Here is an 18887-nt window from a genome sequence, read left to right as displayed (position 1 = left end):
CGTCTCGGCCGGTTCGCTTCTAATCTTCATTCCCCCGGCAAGAGGTTGAACAGAGGCTTCTCAGCGTTTCTTAAATGTGAAAGAAATCGTCAACCTCAAGTTTCAAAGCCTCTTCACTGAGGAAGGCCTCCGCCAGCGGACGGTCGATACGAAGCCCGTGAAAAGCGCGTATCGCATCCAGCATATCCAAAATCTTGATTTGCTCGCGGTGGATGCTCATTTGTGTCGCATAGGCCTTGATGGCGGCGTGAATCTCTTCCTTCAAGTCGCTGACATCGACGACAAATGTGGGGCGGTGATCCTTGGGGATCATGTAATAGAAGATCCTTTGCACGTTGTGGGGCGTCAACTCGGGAAGCAGCCGCCGGAAGCGGGCGAGTTTGAGCCCGTCGCGCACGAGCTCACCGGCGGGGGAATGATCCACATTGGCCGATCCGTCGAGATGCGTATAGGGATTGGTGTGGTACGGCGCAAAGACGACACGGGGTCTCTGTTTCCGGACGAAGGATGCGATCTTCAATCTCCCTTCCCTGTCGTTGACCACGCCCGTATCGGGGAAATCGAGCAGGACCCCTTCTGTCCCCATGAGGGCATTCGCCTTGAGGAACTCCTCCCGGCGGGTTTCCACATCCCCGTAGGTTCCCATCTCCCCGCGCGTGAGGCTCACATTGAGAACCCTGTAGCCGCACCGGACCATTCGGATCATCGTCCCGGCCATCACCATCTCGGCATCATCAGGATGCGGCCCGAAAACCACGACATCACAAGGCGTTTCTTTCATACCCTCACTCCCAATAGGTGACGACAGAATCGAATCCCACCCACCTGAAGCATAAGGATCTTCAGACCGGGGCTCAAGAAGACCGCTATCGGAAAGAGCCGCTTTCTGCGGAGGGTGAGGGAGCCGCCCCTTGCGATGATGCCGAAGTCATGGCAGGCTATGGAAGTGATGAAAACTATACTGAGCTACGAAAAGGGCCATCTGATCATGGCCGCGGTTCGCATCCTGAGCCACAAGAACCAGAAGGCCCCCACGGCGGGGGATCTGGTTGAGCTCACCGATATCCCGGTTGAGCTTGTGACGATGCTTCTCCATGAATTGTCGGAGAGGGAGATTCTCCAGCCGATTGAAAGCCCCTTCGATGTCCGGTATGAGATCGGCGATTATCTCAAATTGGAGGAGCTCCAGAAAGAAGACGAGAGCCCCAAGCTGAGGGAAGAAGTCGACAAATTTCAGGAAAAGTTCCGGGAGCGCCAAGAAGCCATGGAACAGCTGTTCGGCGACCCTGAGCGCGAGAAGACGCGGCAGAAGAAGTTATCCAAGCTCGAGGAAGAGCTCCGGAATTTCAAGAAAGAGGGTCGGGCTCCACACCCTTTTGCCGAGGATGACTATTAGACGCCGCTTCGAGCAACTCCCGCAGCCGCCGTTCCACCTCGCGCGGTAGCCGTTTCATCGGCTCCTGCGGGGCTTCACTGTCCGGGAGATCCCCTTTCCGAAGATTCCTCTCAAGATTCTCCTTTTCGACCCCAGGTAGACGCTCCCCAGGTTGACTCTCAATCGGCAATCTCTCAATCGGCAGACTCTCCACCGGCACCGGGTGAATCGTCCCTCCCTTCGGCTTGTAGGCCTTTAGACCCAGCAGGGCATGAATCAGGATGAGGGCGGCCTCTTTGTCGGGGATCTTTCCCTTCCCCTGCGTATCGGGGTCCTGCTGCGCAAAGGGTGGAATCGGCGATCCAACACAGGAGGGACACCCCCCCTCGCACTCGCATTCACTCACCAAGAGCCGGCAGGCCTCGAGGATCTCCGGGAGAAGCTTGTAGGCTTTGGACGCAAAACCCAATCCACCGGGATATTTATCGTAGATAAAGATCGCCTGCGCCCCGGTCGTCTTCGCGTCGACGGTTGTCCCCACATCCTGCCGGTCACACATGACAAAAAGCCCGACGACTTCTGAGAGAACATTGGAGAGGCCGAGCATTCCCTCGGACGGCGCCCGGCCCCATTTCAGGACTTCGTGTATCGCTTCTATTGAAGGCGTGAACCAACAGGATGATGTGTGCAGGACTTGCGCCGGCAAATCGACATCCCCGTATCCGATCGACTCGCGTGTCCCGAATTTGATCTTCTTGAACATCACCACCGTGTCGGTCACCGAAACATTGCCGAAGGAGACCGGCGTCTTGTTCCAGGTCTTCTCGCGTTCAATTTCGTTGATCATAATTTGGGTATCGCTGACGGCCTGTGTGTAATAGTCGGTATCCGCCCGATGAACATAGGCGACACGCTCTTCGAGGTTCAACTCGTCGACAAGAAATGTCTCGGCATCATGCAGGTAAACGGCTTGTGGATGCAGCTGTGGAAAAGCGCTCGCCTCATCCATCGTGCCGATGACACGATTGCCGCCCGCCGTTCCCTCAACAATTGTATAAGACTGGATAGAAGTTGTCCGGAGGCTGATGGCGCCGGCCGGATAATCGGTACTGCTGAAATAGGAACGTTTCTTTATCGTCCGCACCTGATGATATTCCTCGAGCAACTTCCGCAAGGCCGGCGCATATTCGCCGAAAAGTCTATTATCCTTCGCTTCGAGGGGAAGCTCATAAGCCGCACATTTGAGGTGTCCCAGCAGAATATGCGGATTCGTCGAATCGACGACGGCATACTCCGGGCTTTGCGCAAAGAAATAATCGGGGTGCCGCATCAGATATTGATCAATGGGCAGGTTGTGTCCGATGAGAACCGAAACCGATTCGGCTTCCCGCCGTCCGGCCCGTCCCGCCTGCTGCCAGGCGCTGGCGATCGTACCCGGATAACCGACGAGTATCGACGCGTCCAGACTCCCGACATCGATCCCCAATTCCAGGGCATTAGTGGAGATCACCCCCATCAGTTCACCCGAGAAGAGGGCCGCCTCGATCTCCCGCCTCTCCTTCGGTAAATATCCTCCGCGGTAGGCGCGGACCTTTTCGGCCAATCCCCCGCCCTTTTGTGAAAGATCCTCCTGGCAGTAGCGCAAAAGAACTTCGGTGAGCTGGCGCGCCCGGACGAAGGTAATGACCTGATATCCTTCTTCAATCAAACGCACCATCAGGTCCCGGGCCTCCATATTCGAACTCCGGCGTTCCATCCCTCCCGGCATCACCTGCGGTGGATTCCAAATCGCAAAATGGCGCTTGCCCCTGGGGGATCCGTCCTCATCGACCAATTCGAAGGGGCATCCGGTCAACTCCTCCGCCAGAGCTTTCGGATTGGCGATGGTCGCGGAGGCAACGACAATCCGGGGCCGCGCCCTGTAGTGATCCAGGATCCGCAGCAGCCGCCGGAAAACATTGCCGACGTTCGAACCAAAGACACCCCGATAGACATGGATCTCATCGAGAACGATCGTATCCAACCGGCTGAAGAAATCGGCCCAGCGCGCGTGATTCGGCAGGATTCCGGCATGCAGCATATCGGGATTTGTTAAAACGATGCGGGCTTCATCTCTGATTTTGCTTCGCAAATTCCCCGGTGTATCGCCGTCATAGGTCGCCGCGCGGAAGAGGGGTTCCTCCTCCCCCTTAACCTGTTTCAGCGCCCCAACACCCAATTGCCGCAGGACTTTCAGCTGATCCTGGGCCAGCGCCTTTGTTGGAAAGAGATAGAGGGCCCGGCGGCGGGGATCCTCCAATAGGGATTCCAGGACGGGAAGGTTATAACAGAGGGTCTTGCCGCTGGCCGTCCCCGTCACGACCACCACATTCCGGCGGTTTCGCAGAATATCGAGGGACCGCGCCTGATGAAGATAGAGGGTTTCGATTCCCGATCCGGCCAGCTGCCGGCGGAGGGGTTCGGGAAGGGGCCGTCCCGGTTCCGCCATCCTCGCTTCCCGCGCTGGAATGGTCTCAAGTCGCACAAGGCTCCCCGTTCCCTGAGCGAACCCCTCAAGAATATCGAGAAGTGAGAGGCCGGGACGTTTTTCTTTGACCTGGCGGCCTTGAGCCAGCAGCTGTTCGCGGATTTCCTGGGCGCGGTTCCCCATGGTGCAAACCTCCTCAATGCCAAGCCGGGGGCGGAATCATTCAAACCGGCCGGTCGGGCCTCCCCGAATAAATGGTGTCATGGGAATTTTAGAGAGCATCCGCCGGAAGTCAATCACGGGCCGGTCAACCATCGGCCGTTCACTCGCAGGCCGGTTTCAATATGCGGTACAGCTTTCCCAACGTCAGAAGATCATGCCGGTTGTGCTGCAGAACACGCACCACATCCGTGGGATCCCCCGTGCGCACAAAATCATGGTAAGCCTCGGGCACCTTGCCCCCGTCGAGATCCTCTCCCCTCCAGGTGCCGCAGACATGACTTTCTAATGTCTTCAACCGGCAATCGGGGAGAACATCCCGCCACTCCCGCCTGGCGGCGTGTAAAAGATCCAAATGATATCCGGGTGCGAGAGGATGAAGCCGATGATACTTGAACCTTTCCATAAGAAAGGGGGCGTCAAACGCCTTGCCGTTAAAGGTAATCCAGATCTTATGGGATTTGTGATGGTGCCTGAAGGCGCGCAGGATGGATTCTTCCTCGGCATAATCCCGGGCCAGATATTGAATAAGGCACGCCTTTTTCGAGCTCAGGGGACGAAGAACACCAATAAGAAAAAGGGGCCGGCCAATGAATCCCAGGGTCTCCAAATCAATAAAGAGGGTGCCGCCCCCGGCCTCATCCGGCCAGGGACCCGAGGATCCAGGTTCCGATCTGAGAATCATGTCATGGGTCAACAGACCATAGGCCCGGCCGGGCTCACTCCACTTCGCCCGGGGAAAGGCGCCCTTTATAGCTTTTCGCAGCCGCCCGGCCGCCGATGGGGACTCTTTGCGTCGTGCCTCAGTCATTCCTTTCAAAACCATCCTTTTATGATGCAGGTTCCGCTCCCTTCCTACCATGGTTTGGGGGAAGATGCCAAGGGGTGGTAGAGTTGGGCCCAGGTTTCTCAGAGGAGTTTTCTATGCGCCAGTTTCACGCCATTGTAACGGGAAGGGTCCAGGGTGTCTGTTTCCGGATGGAAACCCGCGACCGGGGTTTGGAACTCAACCTTGCCGGTTATGCGAAAAATCTTCCTGACGGATCGGTGGAGGTCGTCGCACGCGGGGAACAAAGCAGACTCCAGGAATTTATAACTTACCTGCAGGAAGGGCCCCGATTGGCGAACGTGGAAGCGGTCAAAGTAACTTGGGATACCTGCGATGAGGCGCCCAATCCCTTCACCATTCTCTATTGAGGTCTTGAAGGATGTGGGAATCGGTTCAGACCGTATGCTTATCCGTCGGACAGACATTCGGTGTCGTGGCCCTCGGTTTCATTTACGGGAAGTTTAAAGGATCACAGACAACGATTCTCACCGATGTCACGATGTCGGTCTTCTTGCCCGCGCTCGCCCTGACGGTCATCCTCGATGCCAAGCTCGAATTGGCGACGGCGTGGCAAATACCGGCCGGTGTCCTGACCATCATGGCCGTTTCCTTTCTGGGAGGAGCGGTCTGTTTACGATTTCTGAAAATCGGCTCTCAGAGGGGCCTCTTATTGGCGCTCGTCATTGTCAATTCCGCCAATATCCCCTTCCCCCTGCTGGAACCCAACTTCGGCCCGGCCGGCATGAGCCTGGGTATCCTCTGCTACATCACGACGAACATTATTGTCTTCACACTGGCAATCGCCTGGGTTTCCGGCCGTTTTCGACCCGATCTGCTCCTGCGCGAACCAGCCTTTGTCGCCACCCTCACCGCGCTTTGCATGAAGGCCCTCCACTTGACATTGCCGCCGGTTCTCAATGAAACCGCCCATATCACCGCGAAGGGCGCGATCCCCGTCCTGTTGATCATTCTAGGGCAGACCTTGTCGGGTGTGCGTCTCCAACACATCCGGCTCGCACTGATGGGTGTCTTCCTCCGTTTTATATTGGGATTGGCGGGCGGCGTTATTGCGGTGACTCTTTTTTCGCTGCAGGGCCTCTCAAGGGATATCATTCTCTTTTACGGCATGCTGCCTTCAGCCGCACTGACCGTTGTCCTTGCCCGCCGTTACAATCGCGACGCCGATTTGGTGGCGACCATGGTCTTCCTGACCACTCTCTTCGCCATTGTCATTCTTCCCCTCACACTCATCCTCATAAAGAGCGGTCTGCCAAGCCGGATTTGGAATTGACGGCGGCGCAAGGAAGAGCTCACGCTCCTGGACAGATCCTCCAACGTCCCTTATCTTTCCTCCATGCCAAGCTCAGGAAAGGACCCCATGACAAAAGATCTTCGACCGGATTTAAAGAGCGCCGATGCCGAGAAGCTCTCCTCCCTTCGGAACCCCAGAATCTTGAAGCTGCGGAAGTGGTTTTCCCGCCCCGATCGAGCGCGCAAAGAGGGTGTGATCCTCGTCGAGGGGCGCCACCCGACCGAAGAGGCCCGGGCCGCCGGATTGGAGCTGCGTCTCGTCGTCAGCAGCTCCCATATCGAGCATGTCAGTGGGGCGCCACAGCTCCTGGCCGCCCTGCGTCACGGGACGAAATCCCATCTACATGTCGCGGACAATGTTATGGAAACACTCTCAAGTGATCCTTCACCTCAAGGTTTGATCACCGTTTGGGATCGTCCCGCGCTTGCCCCCTTCCCACCCAAACCCTCCAGTGCCAGCAGTCTGATTCCCGCTCTGGCTCAAATTCAGGATCCGGCTAATGTCGGCAGCCTCATTCGCTCCGCCGCCGCTTTTGGTGCGGAGGGTGTCCTCATTCTGGAAGGTACGGCCGATCCCTTCCATCCGAAGGTGATTCGCGCCTCGGCCGGGACGGTGCTTCGGTTCCCTGTCTGGGAACTCCCCCCCGAAGAACCGCTGCACCGCGCCCTCAAGATTCTGTCGACCTCCGGCTGGCGGCTGACCGCCCTATCCCCGAGTGGCGACAAGGATCTGATTCCCTCCCGCATGGGGCCCTCTCATGCCCGCATTCTATTTCTCGGGAGTGAGGGACACGGCCTTCCGGAGATCCTTCTAGAGGCCTCCCGCGAGTCTTTCAAAATCCCCATCGCTCCGACGGTCGAATCGCTCGGTGTCGCGGCCGCGGGCGCCGTCGCGATCTATGCCTTCAAGAATGGTTCGTCTATAAAAAAAGGAGGAGGGCGTTGAGAGGGACTCCGCTTCCTTCCTGGAGATGGCTTTCCGCAGGTGGGATTCTTATTGTCCTCTTCCTTCTTCCGCAGCTGAGCCGTCTTCCGGCGGCGCAGGCCGAATTCCATAACGGATGGGATCGAATCGCACCCCGTCTCGTTCTGGGCCGCGTTCCCACTCAATTTGTCTTTTCTCCGCCACCCGACAAACAGAGAGCCGGCGCCGGCGGAGAATACCGTCTTCTGATTCAGAGAGGCGGTGAAACCGTAAAAGAGCTTCCCCTGGAAGCAAGCGATGAAGGTTATACAACACCGGAGTTTCAAATCGGAGGCTGGGGACACTGCGAAGCGGTGATCGTTGATGCCGCGGGATCGCCCCTTGCCGCCATCGGTTTTACATTGTGGCCCGGTCTCATCACCCTTCTACCCCCTTTCATCGCCATTGCAATGGCCCTCATCACGCGGCAGGTTCTGGTCAGCCTGCTTCTCGGCATCTGGGTCGGAGCCGTCTTTATCAATGGACCGGACATTTTTGCCGGCAGCCTGCGCGCCATCGATACCACCATCGTGGGGGCCATCGCGAACTCGGATCATGTGAAGGTCCTTCTCTTCACCCTTTTTCTCGGCGGTATGGTGGGAGTGATGAGCCGGAGCGGCGGCACCTTGGGAATTGTGCAACGTCTCGCCCGCCGGGCGACCACACCGCGGCGCGGCGCCCTCGCCGCTTGGTTTCTCGGTCTCCTGATCTTCTTCGACGATTATGCCAACACGATCATCATCGGGCCGACCCTCCGCCCCATCACCGACCGCCTGAAATTGAGCCGGGAAAAGTTGGCCTATCTCGTCGATGCGACCGCGGCGCCGGTCGCGAGCATTGCCCTGATCTCGACCTGGATCGGAACGGAAGTCGGACTCATCGGCGACGCCCTTCACGATGTGGGTTCGGAGATGGATGCCTATAAGGTCTTTCTTGAAACCCTGCCATATCGCTTCTATCCCATCCTGGCCCTTGTTTTGGGTTTTCTTGTCGCGGCCACGGGACGGGATTGGGGCCCCATGCTGAAGGCCGAGATCAGAGCCCGAACCGGTCAGGTGCTGCGGCCCGGCGCGCAACCCCTCGCCGACTTCGAGAGCGACGCCCTCCGTCCCAAAAAGGAGGTCGCCCCCCGGCCTATCAACGCCTTGCTTCCAATTCTCGCCGTCGTCGCCGCCACATTAATCGGTCTTTGGTACACAGGATCCCCCGCGGCTGGATCCCCAAGCCTCGCCGACTTCTTCCACCATCCCCAACCGCACCGTCTCGTGGGGGATATCTTTGGCGCGGCCGATTCCTATTCGGCCCTCCTTTGGGCCTCGGCGCTGGGCGGCATCTTGGCTTTGGTTCTCGCTTGGGGTCAGAGGATTCTCGATCTGGGTGAAGGAATTTCAGCTTGGGTCGGAGGCCTCCGTGGGATGCTGCTGGCGGCGATTATCCTGGTCCTGGCCTGGTCCCTCGGGGATATCTGCCGCGAGATTGGAACCTCTCCCTATCTTGTGGGCTTGCTTTCCGAACACTTGAATCCCCATTTCCTGCCCCTTCTCATCTTTATCGTGGCCAGCCTCGTGAGCTTCGCCACAGGCACCTCCTGGGGAACAATGGCGATTCTCATCCCGGTCACCATTCCTCTAGCTATCGAAACCTGTCGTTATCATGGGTTCGATCCGGGACCGGCCCACCGGATCCTTCTGGGATCTCTCTCTAGTATCCTTGCGGGAGCCGTTTTCGGCGATCATTGCTCACCCATATCCGACACCACCGTTCTTTCGTCACTAGCCACATCCTGCGACCATGTCGATCATGTCCGAACCCAACTCCCCTATGCCCTGCTGGCCGGGTTCACCGGAATCGTTCTGGGCGATCTCCCATCCGCCTTTGGGATGAGCCCCTGGTGGTCCCTCCTGCTGGGGGCCCTTGCGTTGACCGGATTCGTTTTTATCCTGGGGCGCCGGGTCCCCGCCGATTCCCCTTGATCCATCCACAGAGGGGAGAGCGGATGAGATGAACGCCGGGATGAGGGAAGTCAGGGCCTCATGGTGTCTCTATGATTTTGCGAACTCAGCCTTCGCGACGACCATTCTCGCTGTTCTTTTCAATGAATATTTCGCCCGCAGCCTGGCCGGAGGGATGGCAGGGACGGTCATTCTGGGAAACCGGATACCGGGCCCCACGCTTTATACCTTTCTGCTCTCCTTCACACTGTTCCTTGTCGCCCTCTTGGCGCCCACCATCGGCCTGCGATCTGATCGTTCTCACCGGCCCATCCTATGGCTTGCCGGCCTCGCCGGCGCCGGGATCGCGGCCACCGCCTTGCTGGGACTGATCAAGCCGGGAGATCTGCCCCTGGCCTTCGTCATATTTCCCGTGGCGGTCCTGGGATTCGCCCTCAGCAGCGTGGTCTACAACGCCCTGCTACCGCGTATCAGCTCACCCGGCGCGATGGGGCGGCTCTCGGGCTGGGGATGGGGTCTGGGTTACCTTGGAGGCGGTCTAGTCCTCGCCATCGATCTTTTGCTCTTGAAGGGTGTCACCCTGCCCAATGGTAAAATCCTTCAGATCACGGTAACGCAGGCTTTTCCACTAACCGCCGTCTGGTGGGCTTTCTTTAGCCTCCCCCTCCTTTTGACGGCCCATAAAATCCCTCTGCGGCCCGTGGAGGGGAAGTCTATCCGGGTGAGAGAATTGTTGGCAGGGGCCTGGCGTTCACCTCAACTCCGCCGCTTTCTCCTGGCCAACCTCTTGTATGGGGACGGCATTCAAACGGTGGTGGCCATGGCCTCCATTTTTGCCGCGACAATTTTAAAGTGGCCCCCTGAAAGATTGGTGCTCTACTTTCTGGTCATTCAGGGAGCGGCCCTCTTCGGCTCTCCCCTTTTAGGCGCCTGGGCGGATCGTTACAGTGACCGACGGATATTGCAGTTCTGCCTGTTGGTTTGGATCGCCATTGTTGTGTCAACCTGGCGGCTGGGATGGACAGGACAACCGGGCGCTGAATATTGGATCCTGGGTATTCTCGGCGGATTTGTTCTCGGTCCGACACAAAACCTTGGGCGCTCTCTCCTCGGGCGCGCCACGCCACCGCCGGTCGCGGGATCCGTCTTTTCACTCTTCGCGATCAGCAATCGCTTTGCCGCGATTTTCGGCCCCCTCACCTATGGGCTTGTTGTCTGGCTGACCGGCGACTTGCGTTTGGCCGTACTGAGTATGGTCTTCTTTTTTATGGCCGGCCTGTGGGGACTCACCGGTCTCAAAGAAGCGCGGCTCGAGGAAGAACTCCAGATCCTGGTAAAAGAAAACCGGCCCTGAGACCGGTTCCTTTAAACTCTGTGGCGGATGGCTCAGCGGCGGCGGCCTAGCGGCGGCCGAATCCCAGGCCCAGGCGGATCGCTGTGTTCGATCCCGTGTAATAAGGTCCGCCGAGCAGGAAGAATCGCTCACTGCGGATGGGCGCCAGTCGGAAGTTGGCCGAGGCGTAGGGATCGACATTGGTGTCCCCCGCCCCCTCTGTTGTTCCCTGGATTCCAGCTCCGAATTCAAGGGAGGCCCGCCTGAAGATCAGTGGAACATTGAGGTAGAGCCCACCCTCCTTCAAAGACCGGTTTTCCGATGAAGAAAGCCCGAGGACTCCCTGTATCCCCAGTTTGAGATTCTGAATATCCATCAGATCCTGGGAGAGTCCTGCGATAAAACGCTGATCCTTGTCGCCATACTCATAAGCCGCCAAAAATCCGGTTTGGATAGGGAAGATCGACCAGGGGTCATGCCGGCGGACGGCCCGGGCTTCGGCAATCTCATTTTCTAATGCGCTGACACGTTGCTGGCGGACAAGGGACTCAACCTTGAGAGAATCAAGTTCGCTGGTGCGTCTGCGGACACGGCCGTCTTCTTCCGCGACACCCGCGAGATTTCCTTTCAGCTCATCTCGAGCGATCCGGATATCGTCCCGAAGCTCCAGGAGTTCATCGGTATAGCGCCTGTCCTTTTCACGCCCCTCGGAGATCTGTGTCGTCTCCATCTCGATACGTTCTTGTAGAAATTGTACATACTGTGTCTTGGCCAGCTGCTCGTTGCGAATATTAACCAGTTCATCTTCCCGTTCGGCGATCATCTGGTTGATCGTCTTAATTTCATCGGTCTGCTGCCGCCGGGTCATATCGAGTTGTTCCTGGGCTTCGATGATTTGTTCCTGACCGCGGGTGTTGTACCAGATGTATCCGGCCCCGATCAACAAAGTAAGCCCCACGATCACATCAATGATCGGGAGTAGCAGAGATGGATTGTAACTCGATCTAGCCATGACCTCACCGTTTCGGAAGTTTGTCTCTATCGGGATAATCCGCTTCCCCGGGGAAGAGAGATGTTTCTTTTCTGAACTCACCCGGATGTAGTACCCGATAAACTAGATGTTCCTTGGCATCAATTGTATCGGCCAGCGCAACGAGAGAATCCGCAAATATCAAGACCTGCTGCCGCAGGCTGTCGCGGGTGACCTTTCGGCGAGCCCATACTCCCGCATTGTACTGGCTCTCCGCGACAAGATTTTGATTCACTCCTCTGAGTGAATCAATGAGGGCTTCGGTCACGGGCAGGGATTCATCAAAGGTGCGCCGGATTGTCACAAGACTATCCAGAATCATCTCGTAGAAAGCAGCTTGGGGAATCACCGTCGTGTCCATCTCGAATTGAACATTCGTGATTTCTGTTTCGAGATTCCCTTGATTCAGTTTCAATGCATCCCTGTTATCAAGGAACAATTTTCGTTCGCGATTGGTGACATCTTCGAAATGAACGAGATGAGGCCTCACATAGGATTCCTGCGAACACATGAGGCCGATGAAGGGAATCAGGAGATACCAGAACCTGGACAGGATTTTTTTGGGTGTTTCGCCGCGATTGATCTTCTTTCCCGGCCATACCCATTTCCCATCCCAGCGTCTCCAGGACTGGCGATCGTTTTTCCCATCGGAATTCGTCATAGATTACCTGCAAGCAGTGAGCCGGGTGTCGATTCGCTCAGACTGCCCGGCTCCCTCGCAATCTGTAGCGCTACGGGGAATCGAACCCCGGTTTCATGGCTGAGAACCATGTGTCCTAACCCCTAGACGATAGCGCCACATGCAGAAGATTTTCCCCTCAACCCCAAATCCACACTATCAAGAGTCCCATGCCTTTGGCAAGAGCCTTCAATATCCTGGCAGGCAACTCATTGATGGAAGCGCTACTGCTGGGGAGCAGGGAATCGAACCCCAATCCCATGATCCAGAGTCATGTGTCTTACCGTTAGACCACTCCCCAGTACCGCTCTCTATTATTCGGACGCTGAACTTCCTTTCAACCCCCTTTTTCTTCGGGCGCAGAATAAGTTCTTTCGGCGCGTCTCCCGACTTATTTGAGCAGCAACATCTTGCCCTGCTTCTCCTCCCCCATGGCCCGCAGGCGGACCAGGTAGAGTCCGGCCGCTACAGGCTGGTCATTATCGTTCCGCCCGTTCCATTGAACCTGATGCGTTCCGGGAGGCAGGTTTCCGGAAATGAGACGCCGGATGACCCGGCCCGTCGAATCATAGATCCAAAGTTCAACAGGGGTCGACTCCGTTCCCGGGATTTGGAAGCTCAGCATCGTTCCCGGACGGAAGGGATTCGGTCGATTCGGCTCAAGGGTCAGGGCCCGGATGGAGCCGGTCGCCTCAACTTGGAAGCGGGCGGCCTCAAAAGTAGTTCCTGAGTCGTCAACGATCTCAATCTTGTACTCAAAGGTGCCCGATGCTTCCGTCTCATCCAAAATATCGTAATGCCCCAGCTCGCCGTCGATGGCGGTCAGGCGGTGTCGAAGGGTCCACTCCCCCTGCGCCGCTTCCTGCCGCCAGATGAGAATCTCCGCGCCGGTCACCGCCGTCGTAAAGGTGATCCGGATCTTCCCCGGTGATTCTTCAATGGCGGAAAGCTGGCTGAGGAAGACCGGCGTCATGATATCCGCCTGATAAAAGCCGGAGTTCCGGGCATCGTGGTACTTCATTGGCCACGGGTTCTGCCGGATTCTCTCATCGGGATCCGAGGGGAAGAGCGACTGCGTCAGATCCAGAACGAGGAGATCCCGATTGTCCGAAGCTTGGATGACCAGATTGTTGTAACCATTCCCATCAACATCCCAAACGGCCAACCCCCCGTAACGGAGATCAGCGCCGGGAATGTTATAGGGGAATCCCAGAACGCCGTTTCCATCTTTGTCATAAACATGAACGCGGCCTTCGGTGTCGCCGATGAGGATCTCCGGAAAGATGTCATCATTGATATTGGCAATGATCGGCGAACCCGGCTCAAAATCATTGTTCTCGTCAATGATAAGCGGGAAGCCCGGCAATTCGTTCTCAGCCGACACCTCTGTCGCCGTTCCCTTCAGCGCATGAAGGACCATCCCATAAATCGTCCTGAGGGCAAAGACGACTTCGGGATGACCATCGAGATCGACATCACCGATCGCCGGCGTCTGAAGCCCGGCGCCGTCATTGCCAAAGGCCAGGGCGCCGTCGCTCGAGCTGACGAGCCGCAAGGATCCGTCATGCTCAAAGATCCAGAACCTCTTGGCTGTCATGAAGGCGATTTCCAAATCGAGATCGCCCGGCTCCGAGTTCTGATCAAGATCGGCCACGACGACAGAGCCGGTGTTGCCTATGAGATTGCTGTAACCAAGCGTCCCCAAATCGACCGGAAATCCAGCGACATCAGTGCCATCACCGTTGAGCGCAAAGAGCTTTTGCGCCTGGAGCCGGTCATTACCATTCCAAGCGAGGAGGAGGACCTCATCAGTGCCGTCATTATCGATGTCGGCCAGTGTCGGTGTCTGGAAGAGGTTTCTCGCATCGACGATATCCTTGAGGACACCGTTGTTGGTCCCACTCATGGCGGTTCCGTCATGATTATAGGCAAAGATCCTGGATGAGGTTGCCGTGACCACCTCATATTCATCATCGGAATCGATAAGCCCGATGGCTGGAGAGGCGACGCCGTACCGCCCGAGGCAGTGGTGCCAGATCATCTCTCCTTTATGATTGAACGACATGAGAACGGAGAGTCCGGTGTCGCTGCCGTCAGGGCATCCGCTGAAGGAGAGCGCCACGATTTCCGGGTCATTGTCTGCAGCCATATCCATATCCCATGCCGCAACCTTTCCCCAGATCGGGGCGTCTTCACTCCCCGGTCGCTGTGTTAGGATGCCGCTGGTCGATGCAATGCCATCACCATCGTAAAACTCGGACCCGTCTCCATGGAAACAATAGACCACCTCACCACCGGCCAGAATCTCCCGAAGCGCCCACCCGTCCAACTCGGTAATGGTCGGCGACGACCGCGTCGCTGTCCCAAGAAGTTGAGGCCAGTTGGCCAACGGACCGGGTGAGGTGTTCGTTTCGAGCATCTCGCTCAAGGCCCCTTCATTCCCCGATGAATCGATGACGGCGATTTTGTAATAGTAAGCGGTGAGGGCATTGAGGCCATCATCCCGAAAATAGGTCGTGTTCATCGCCATCCCCGGGAAGACCTCCTCAAAAGGTCCTGCTTCCTGTTCGGAGCGGTAGACGCGTGCCCCAATAATCGGATCGCGAGGCGCCAGCGGATTCTGCCAGATCAAGACGATGCTGGACCGCTGTCCGATGCTTTTCAGTGAGTCGGGCGCCGGCGGCCGAATCAGATGGAACCGGCGGTTCAGAACCTGAGGATGATCCGCCGGCGTCATATCCTTGATGAAAAGGCCGAGGGTCAGCTGGGTCACATTGTTCAGCGTCAGCTGGAAAGGCCCGATCGCACCGGCCTCTCCGGGCAACAACTCCTCCAAATCTGCGGAGTTATCGATCATCGTCGCCGCTGATGTGGGATACGCCACTAGACTGCCCGCCAGGGCGCTTGCGGTCCCCATTCCCTGATTCCATAAACCGACATAAAGATTAATCGTTTCACCATTGTCGGCGATCCCATCATCATTGCCGGCGGCATCATCAACGAGGTTGATGTATTTTTTTAAGATCGGGCGCGATGCTTCGAGGACCCATTTGTGAGACCGTGTCACCTCCAGCGAGGTCAGCTCGATCTCAAAGGCCATCTGCATCAGATCATCACCGACGAGGTTTGCCGCATCCGCGCTGTCGAGAACGCGTGGGATCCTGATGCGGAAAGCGGCCGGCTCGTTGGCCTCGGATCCGGCTGCGATGCCACCGAGCGAGGCGGAGGCCAGTTCGAGATCGACCAAAGATTCCCAGGTTGTCTCATCCCAACTGAGGTCGGCCTGCACAGAGGAAGCCGCCAATCCGCCGTTGTTGATCACGCTCAGATCGATAACCACCGTCTCGCCCAATTCGGCAAGACCATTTCCATTGCCCCTGCTGTTCGCGGTTCCGTCATCGATGATCACAATATCCCCGAGGGAGAGAACCGTCTCGGTGGTGGTGACGACCTGTCCGGACCCGGAAGCGGCCACGGATTGATAGGCCGTGGCGGAAACATCAAAAGTCCCCGTCGTGTTGGCCATAAGGGGAAGAGAGATCTCGCCATCCACATTGGTTATTCCGTAGGCGTACGATTCCCCGTCCTTGGAGAGGGTCACCAGCGCCCCAATGGCGGGATTGCCGTTTTTGGTCACGGCAATATCGATCGTATCATCACCGATTTCAACCGTTCCCGGGAAATCAAGCGCAAGCGTACCGGGATTGCCCAACCAGATCTGCATCTGGGGATCGCCAAGATAGGTTAAACAATAGAGAAGGAACCGGCGCGTTGTATCATCAGTGTCGCGCATTCCGGCACCGCGGGTTTCCATTGTCTCGTAGAAGGCGTCGCCGGCATATTGCGTTTCGTAACGGAGGAGATCTTCGTAGAATGGATTTTGAAAGGTCCGGGCGACATTGGGGAAGTCGAGGTTTGTTGATCCGATATAGACAATCGTCCCGCCGTTCGGATTGACAACCATCGCCTCCGCGAGGCAGTTAAAATCGATCGCCGCCGAATTGCAGTTGATGGCGTATGTCAATCCGGTGAAGTGATCATTGTTTCCGTTGCTCAAACCCTGGGCATCCGCAACGATAATCCGTTGCTCGATTTTGCTGGCAGGATCGCTTCCTATAGCCCAACGATCAATATCACCGTGACCAACATGATGAACGATGTTCGCACCCGCGTTGAGTTCGGCCATAATCTGCCAATGCCGCGTCGCGATGACATTGTCATACAACGGCCCCCAGAGCTCATACCTCTCATAGAAACGAAGGAAATCAGGTTGCCAGCTGGAATAGGTTGTTAGGTTGACAAGATCTTCACAATCCTCTGCACCATCCCTTGTGGCGCAGGGGATTCCGTCTTGTGGACAAGCCTCGTCATCATCATAGGTGCGATGATCGCCGTATCTCCATCCGGAATCGAATAGAACTTCACCGAAGAGGATGACACGATCGAGATACCCATCGGTGGCGGGCGCTCAGGAATATGTCAAATACTTATGGATATAACCTTGCGCCTCGGCACTTGTCACCGTGGTGACGCGGCCAACGAAGATATCGGGACCGAAATCCATATACCCGTTCAGATCATTACCGTCACCGATCGTATTATTCTGCTCGGGGTTCGGATCTGTGGGATCGGGGTGAATCGGCTCGCCAAAGAAACGGTCACCATCCGCATTCCAACTTCCGTCCAGGCAGGCGAAATAAAGATCGGTCAGGATATCCATTCCGCCGCCGTCCTGGTTGAAGGACCAGGTGCGGAAGTAGCGAATCGGAATACGGCCGGGCTCACCGGCGAGAAGAAGATATTTGAGTCCCCAATAGGTATAAGCATCCTTGAGGAAGAACCTGAGGCGCTCGGCATCGTCGGCGCCGGTATGATAATTTTCGAGAATATTTTCAATCGTGCGCACGGCCGCGGGAGTCCCGGTAGCGGTTTTCCAATCGGCGAGTTCCTGCCACGCAGCCGACTGATCCGCGGTGGTGATGATAAGATATTCAACCGGACTCCCCTCGAGCGTCGGCATGAATGCCGGAGCATATCCGTCCGACGCATAGACGAGGCCGCCTACCTTTTTGAGGAGTTTATCGCTCTCGATTGAAGGACGCAGACGTTTGACGGCACCCGCCGGCTCATCGGCCGGGACGACCTCAAGGATAACCCGGCCGCTCTCCAGCCAGAGCAACTGCCGGCTGAGAGGCTCATAACGGATCGCCGAAACCCTGACACCTATTAATGTCTGTTGATCGGCCAAGGTCGTCGCCATGAGTTCCACCGGTTCCCGAGGATAAAGACCGGGCGATTGATAAATATCGGGATTGGCTTCGACGGATAACGGGGCTTCCACTCCGCCCCGCTTTTCACCGGCAAAGGGTTGGACCGGCAACGGAAGGTCAAGTTCCCCCCACCGGCCTCCCTCGAGACGGACTGAAACGGGCCGGTAACCCCTGGGTAGCGAAAAAACAAGGTCGGATGAAGGCAGGGCCGGAGCGCCGAGAGGAACTTCAACCAAACCGTCCGCCGTCTCGACACAAACCCATTGGCCATCCTCCGTCGGATGAATCATCGGAGCGGCGAGTTCCAAGTCCTTGGACAGAAGACGCGCCCCTTCCTCATCAGCTATCGCCTCACCGCCCCATCCAATGCTAAAAGCAGCCCAACAGGTCATGATGAGGAGGGTTAATGGTAAAGATGACATCATGGTGGAACGACTCAAACCTTGCCGCCGAGACATGTGTTCTCTCCTTCCCAATCATTCAGTTCTCAAAATCGAAGGGTCCACGGTGAGAGTTCAAACCCCTCTCTCAAACTCTTCGGCCTAGATGAAGGCTATCATCGCTGGATTGCAAGTGTCAACGTGAGTGCCGGATTTTAAAGTCCGGAGTCCCCTTTCCCCAATCGGAGTTCCGGGCGATAACCTTGTACTCACATACACTCTTCGGGGCCATCCCTGTTGTCCTCTCAGCCTGCAATGATGATGGGTTTGATGAACACACTTCTCTTTAATAGTGAATTCTAGCGAGATTTTTATTGTCTTCTTTTTCCAGTTTCAGTTAGTATGTCCGGTGGAACCAAAATTGGATTCGCCATCAGCGGCAATAGGAGGAATTGAGAGATGACGAAGACGGAGCTCGTCGTAATGTTGGTTAAAGAGTCCGGACTCGAGAAGAAAGATGTCAAGTCGGCGTTGGAGGGTTTGACCAATGTCGTACAGAAAACCCTGAAGAAGGGCGGAGAGGTTCCCCTAACGGGGCTCGGCAAATTTAAAGTCCGCCGCACAAAGGCCCGCATGGGAATCAACCCGATGACCCGTGAGCCCATCAAGATCCCGGCCCGCAAGAAGGTTGCTTTCACCGTAGCCAAAGCACTCAAGGAACAAATCGCACCCGCGAAGAAGAAATAATAGCCGGTGAATCCGGCTGGATCCTCTGGTTCCATAAGCATCCCGGTCCATGATCGGGATGCTTTACTTTTAGGTTGTGCTTCTGAAATTGCATCTGTGGGGGTCAAGCGCCCGGCGGTCCATGCGGCCGCCGGGCGCTTTTCATGCTCGCCGCGGCTCTAATAGGCGTATTTCAGCTCATGAAGGCGGTTCTTCGGGATGCAGCGGGTCTCAATCGTGCGGTTGTAATATTGTTTGAGCCTGCGCGGTAAGCGCGTCCGTGTGGCAAAGAGCCTCTTGGCCAGGATCTCATCAACCCGCAGCTTTCGATCGAATAGTCCCAGCCTCTGCG

14 protein-coding genes and 2 tRNA genes are annotated in these 18887 nt (G+C 56.7%); 7 read left to right on the top strand and 9 right to left on the bottom strand.

Annotation, left to right across the window (positions count from 1 at the left end; translation table 11 throughout):
* Window positions 1-70: 70 nt before the first annotated feature.
* Window positions 71-781 carry a PIG-L family deacetylase gene (locus KJ970_19090; GenBank protein MBU2693026.1) on the bottom strand — a complete coding sequence of 237 codons (711 nt, stop codon included), beginning with the start codon at window positions 779-781 and terminating at the stop codon, window positions 71-73.
* Window positions 782-949: 168 nt separating this feature from the next.
* Here KJ970_19090 and KJ970_19085 point away from each other — a divergent pair, with 168 nt between their 5' ends.
* On the top strand, window positions 950-1396 hold the full coding sequence (locus tag KJ970_19085; GenBank protein ID MBU2693025.1) for a hypothetical protein: 447 nt from the start codon (window positions 950-952) through the stop codon (window positions 1394-1396).
* Here KJ970_19085 and KJ970_19080 read toward each other — a convergent pair.
* Window positions 1347-4025 carry a DEAD/DEAH box helicase gene (locus tag KJ970_19080; protein ID MBU2693024.1) on the bottom strand — a complete coding sequence of 893 codons (2679 nt, stop codon included), beginning with the start codon at window positions 4023-4025 and terminating at the stop codon, window positions 1347-1349. The genes KJ970_19085 and KJ970_19080 overlap by 50 nt on opposite strands.
* 139 nt (window positions 4026-4164) lie before the next feature.
* Window positions 4165-4872 (bottom strand): ribonuclease H-like domain-containing protein, encoded by a 708-nt coding sequence (locus tag KJ970_19075; protein ID MBU2693023.1) that lies wholly within the window; start codon window positions 4870-4872, stop codon window positions 4165-4167.
* Between the two features lie 113 nt (window positions 4873-4985).
* Between KJ970_19075 and KJ970_19070 the strand changes: the two genes are divergently transcribed.
* From KJ970_19070 to KJ970_19050, 5 genes are all read left to right on the top strand, one after another.
* Window positions 4986-5258, top strand: coding sequence for an acylphosphatase (locus tag KJ970_19070; GenBank protein ID MBU2693022.1), 273 nt, complete (start codon window positions 4986-4988; stop codon window positions 5256-5258).
* 11 nt (window positions 5259-5269) lie between these two features.
* Entirely contained in the window at window positions 5270-6181 is a 912-nt protein-coding gene (locus KJ970_19065; GenBank protein MBU2693021.1) for an AEC family transporter, read from the top strand.
* 87 nt (window positions 6182-6268) lie between these two features.
* Complete coding sequence (locus KJ970_19060; GenBank protein ID MBU2693020.1) at window positions 6269-7147, top strand: RNA methyltransferase; 879 nt, start codon at window positions 6269-6271, stop codon at window positions 7145-7147.
* A complete protein-coding gene (locus KJ970_19055) occupies window positions 7144-9138 on the top strand; it encodes a Na+/H+ antiporter NhaC family protein (protein ID MBU2693019.1) in 1995 nt (664 codons plus the stop codon). Before KJ970_19060 ends, KJ970_19055 begins: the two co-directional genes overlap by 4 nt.
* Window positions 9139-9166: 28 nt before the next feature.
* Complete coding sequence (locus KJ970_19050; protein MBU2693018.1) at window positions 9167-10471, top strand: MFS transporter; 1305 nt, start codon at window positions 9167-9169, stop codon at window positions 10469-10471.
* 46 nt (window positions 10472-10517) lie between these two features.
* On the opposite strand, the gene KJ970_19045 is transcribed toward KJ970_19050, so the two are convergent.
* From KJ970_19045 to KJ970_19020, 6 genes are all read right to left on the bottom strand, one after another.
* Complete coding sequence (locus KJ970_19045) at window positions 10518-11462, bottom strand: hypothetical protein (GenBank protein ID MBU2693017.1); 945 nt, start codon at window positions 11460-11462, stop codon at window positions 10518-10520.
* Window positions 11463-11466: 4 nt separating this feature from the next.
* Window positions 11467-12141 carry a hypothetical protein gene (locus KJ970_19040; GenBank protein ID MBU2693016.1) on the bottom strand — a complete coding sequence of 225 codons (675 nt, stop codon included), beginning with the start codon at window positions 12139-12141 and terminating at the stop codon, window positions 11467-11469.
* Between the two features lie 65 nt (window positions 12142-12206).
* A tRNA-Glu gene (locus KJ970_19035) sits at window positions 12207-12278 on the bottom strand.
* 111 nt (window positions 12279-12389) lie between these two features.
* Window positions 12390-12460, bottom strand: a tRNA-Gln gene (locus KJ970_19030).
* Between the two features lie 90 nt (window positions 12461-12550).
* Window positions 12551-16384, bottom strand: a complete 3834-nt coding sequence (locus KJ970_19025) for a hypothetical protein (GenBank protein MBU2693015.1) — start codon at window positions 16382-16384, stop codon at window positions 12551-12553.
* 243 nt (window positions 16385-16627) lie between these two features.
* Window positions 16628-17821: a hypothetical protein gene (locus KJ970_19020; protein MBU2693014.1), complete on the bottom strand. Its 1194-nt coding sequence runs from the start codon at window positions 17819-17821 to the stop codon at window positions 16628-16630.
* Window positions 17822-18268: 447 nt separating this feature from the next.
* On the opposite strand from KJ970_19020, the gene KJ970_19015 reads away from it, so the two are divergent.
* Window positions 18269-18556 (top strand): HU family DNA-binding protein, encoded by a 288-nt coding sequence (locus KJ970_19015; GenBank protein ID MBU2693013.1) that lies wholly within the window; start codon window positions 18269-18271, stop codon window positions 18554-18556.
* Window positions 18557-18887: the final 331 nt, after the last annotated feature.

The organism is Candidatus Eisenbacteria bacterium (assembly GCA_018831195.1).
In the GTDB taxonomy this organism is placed as follows: domain Bacteria; phylum Eisenbacteria; class RBG-16-71-46; order CAIMUX01; family JAHJDP01; genus JAHJDP01.
Note: the sequence above shows the minus strand (reverse complement) of the source record. Positions and strands in the feature narration are given on the sequence as shown.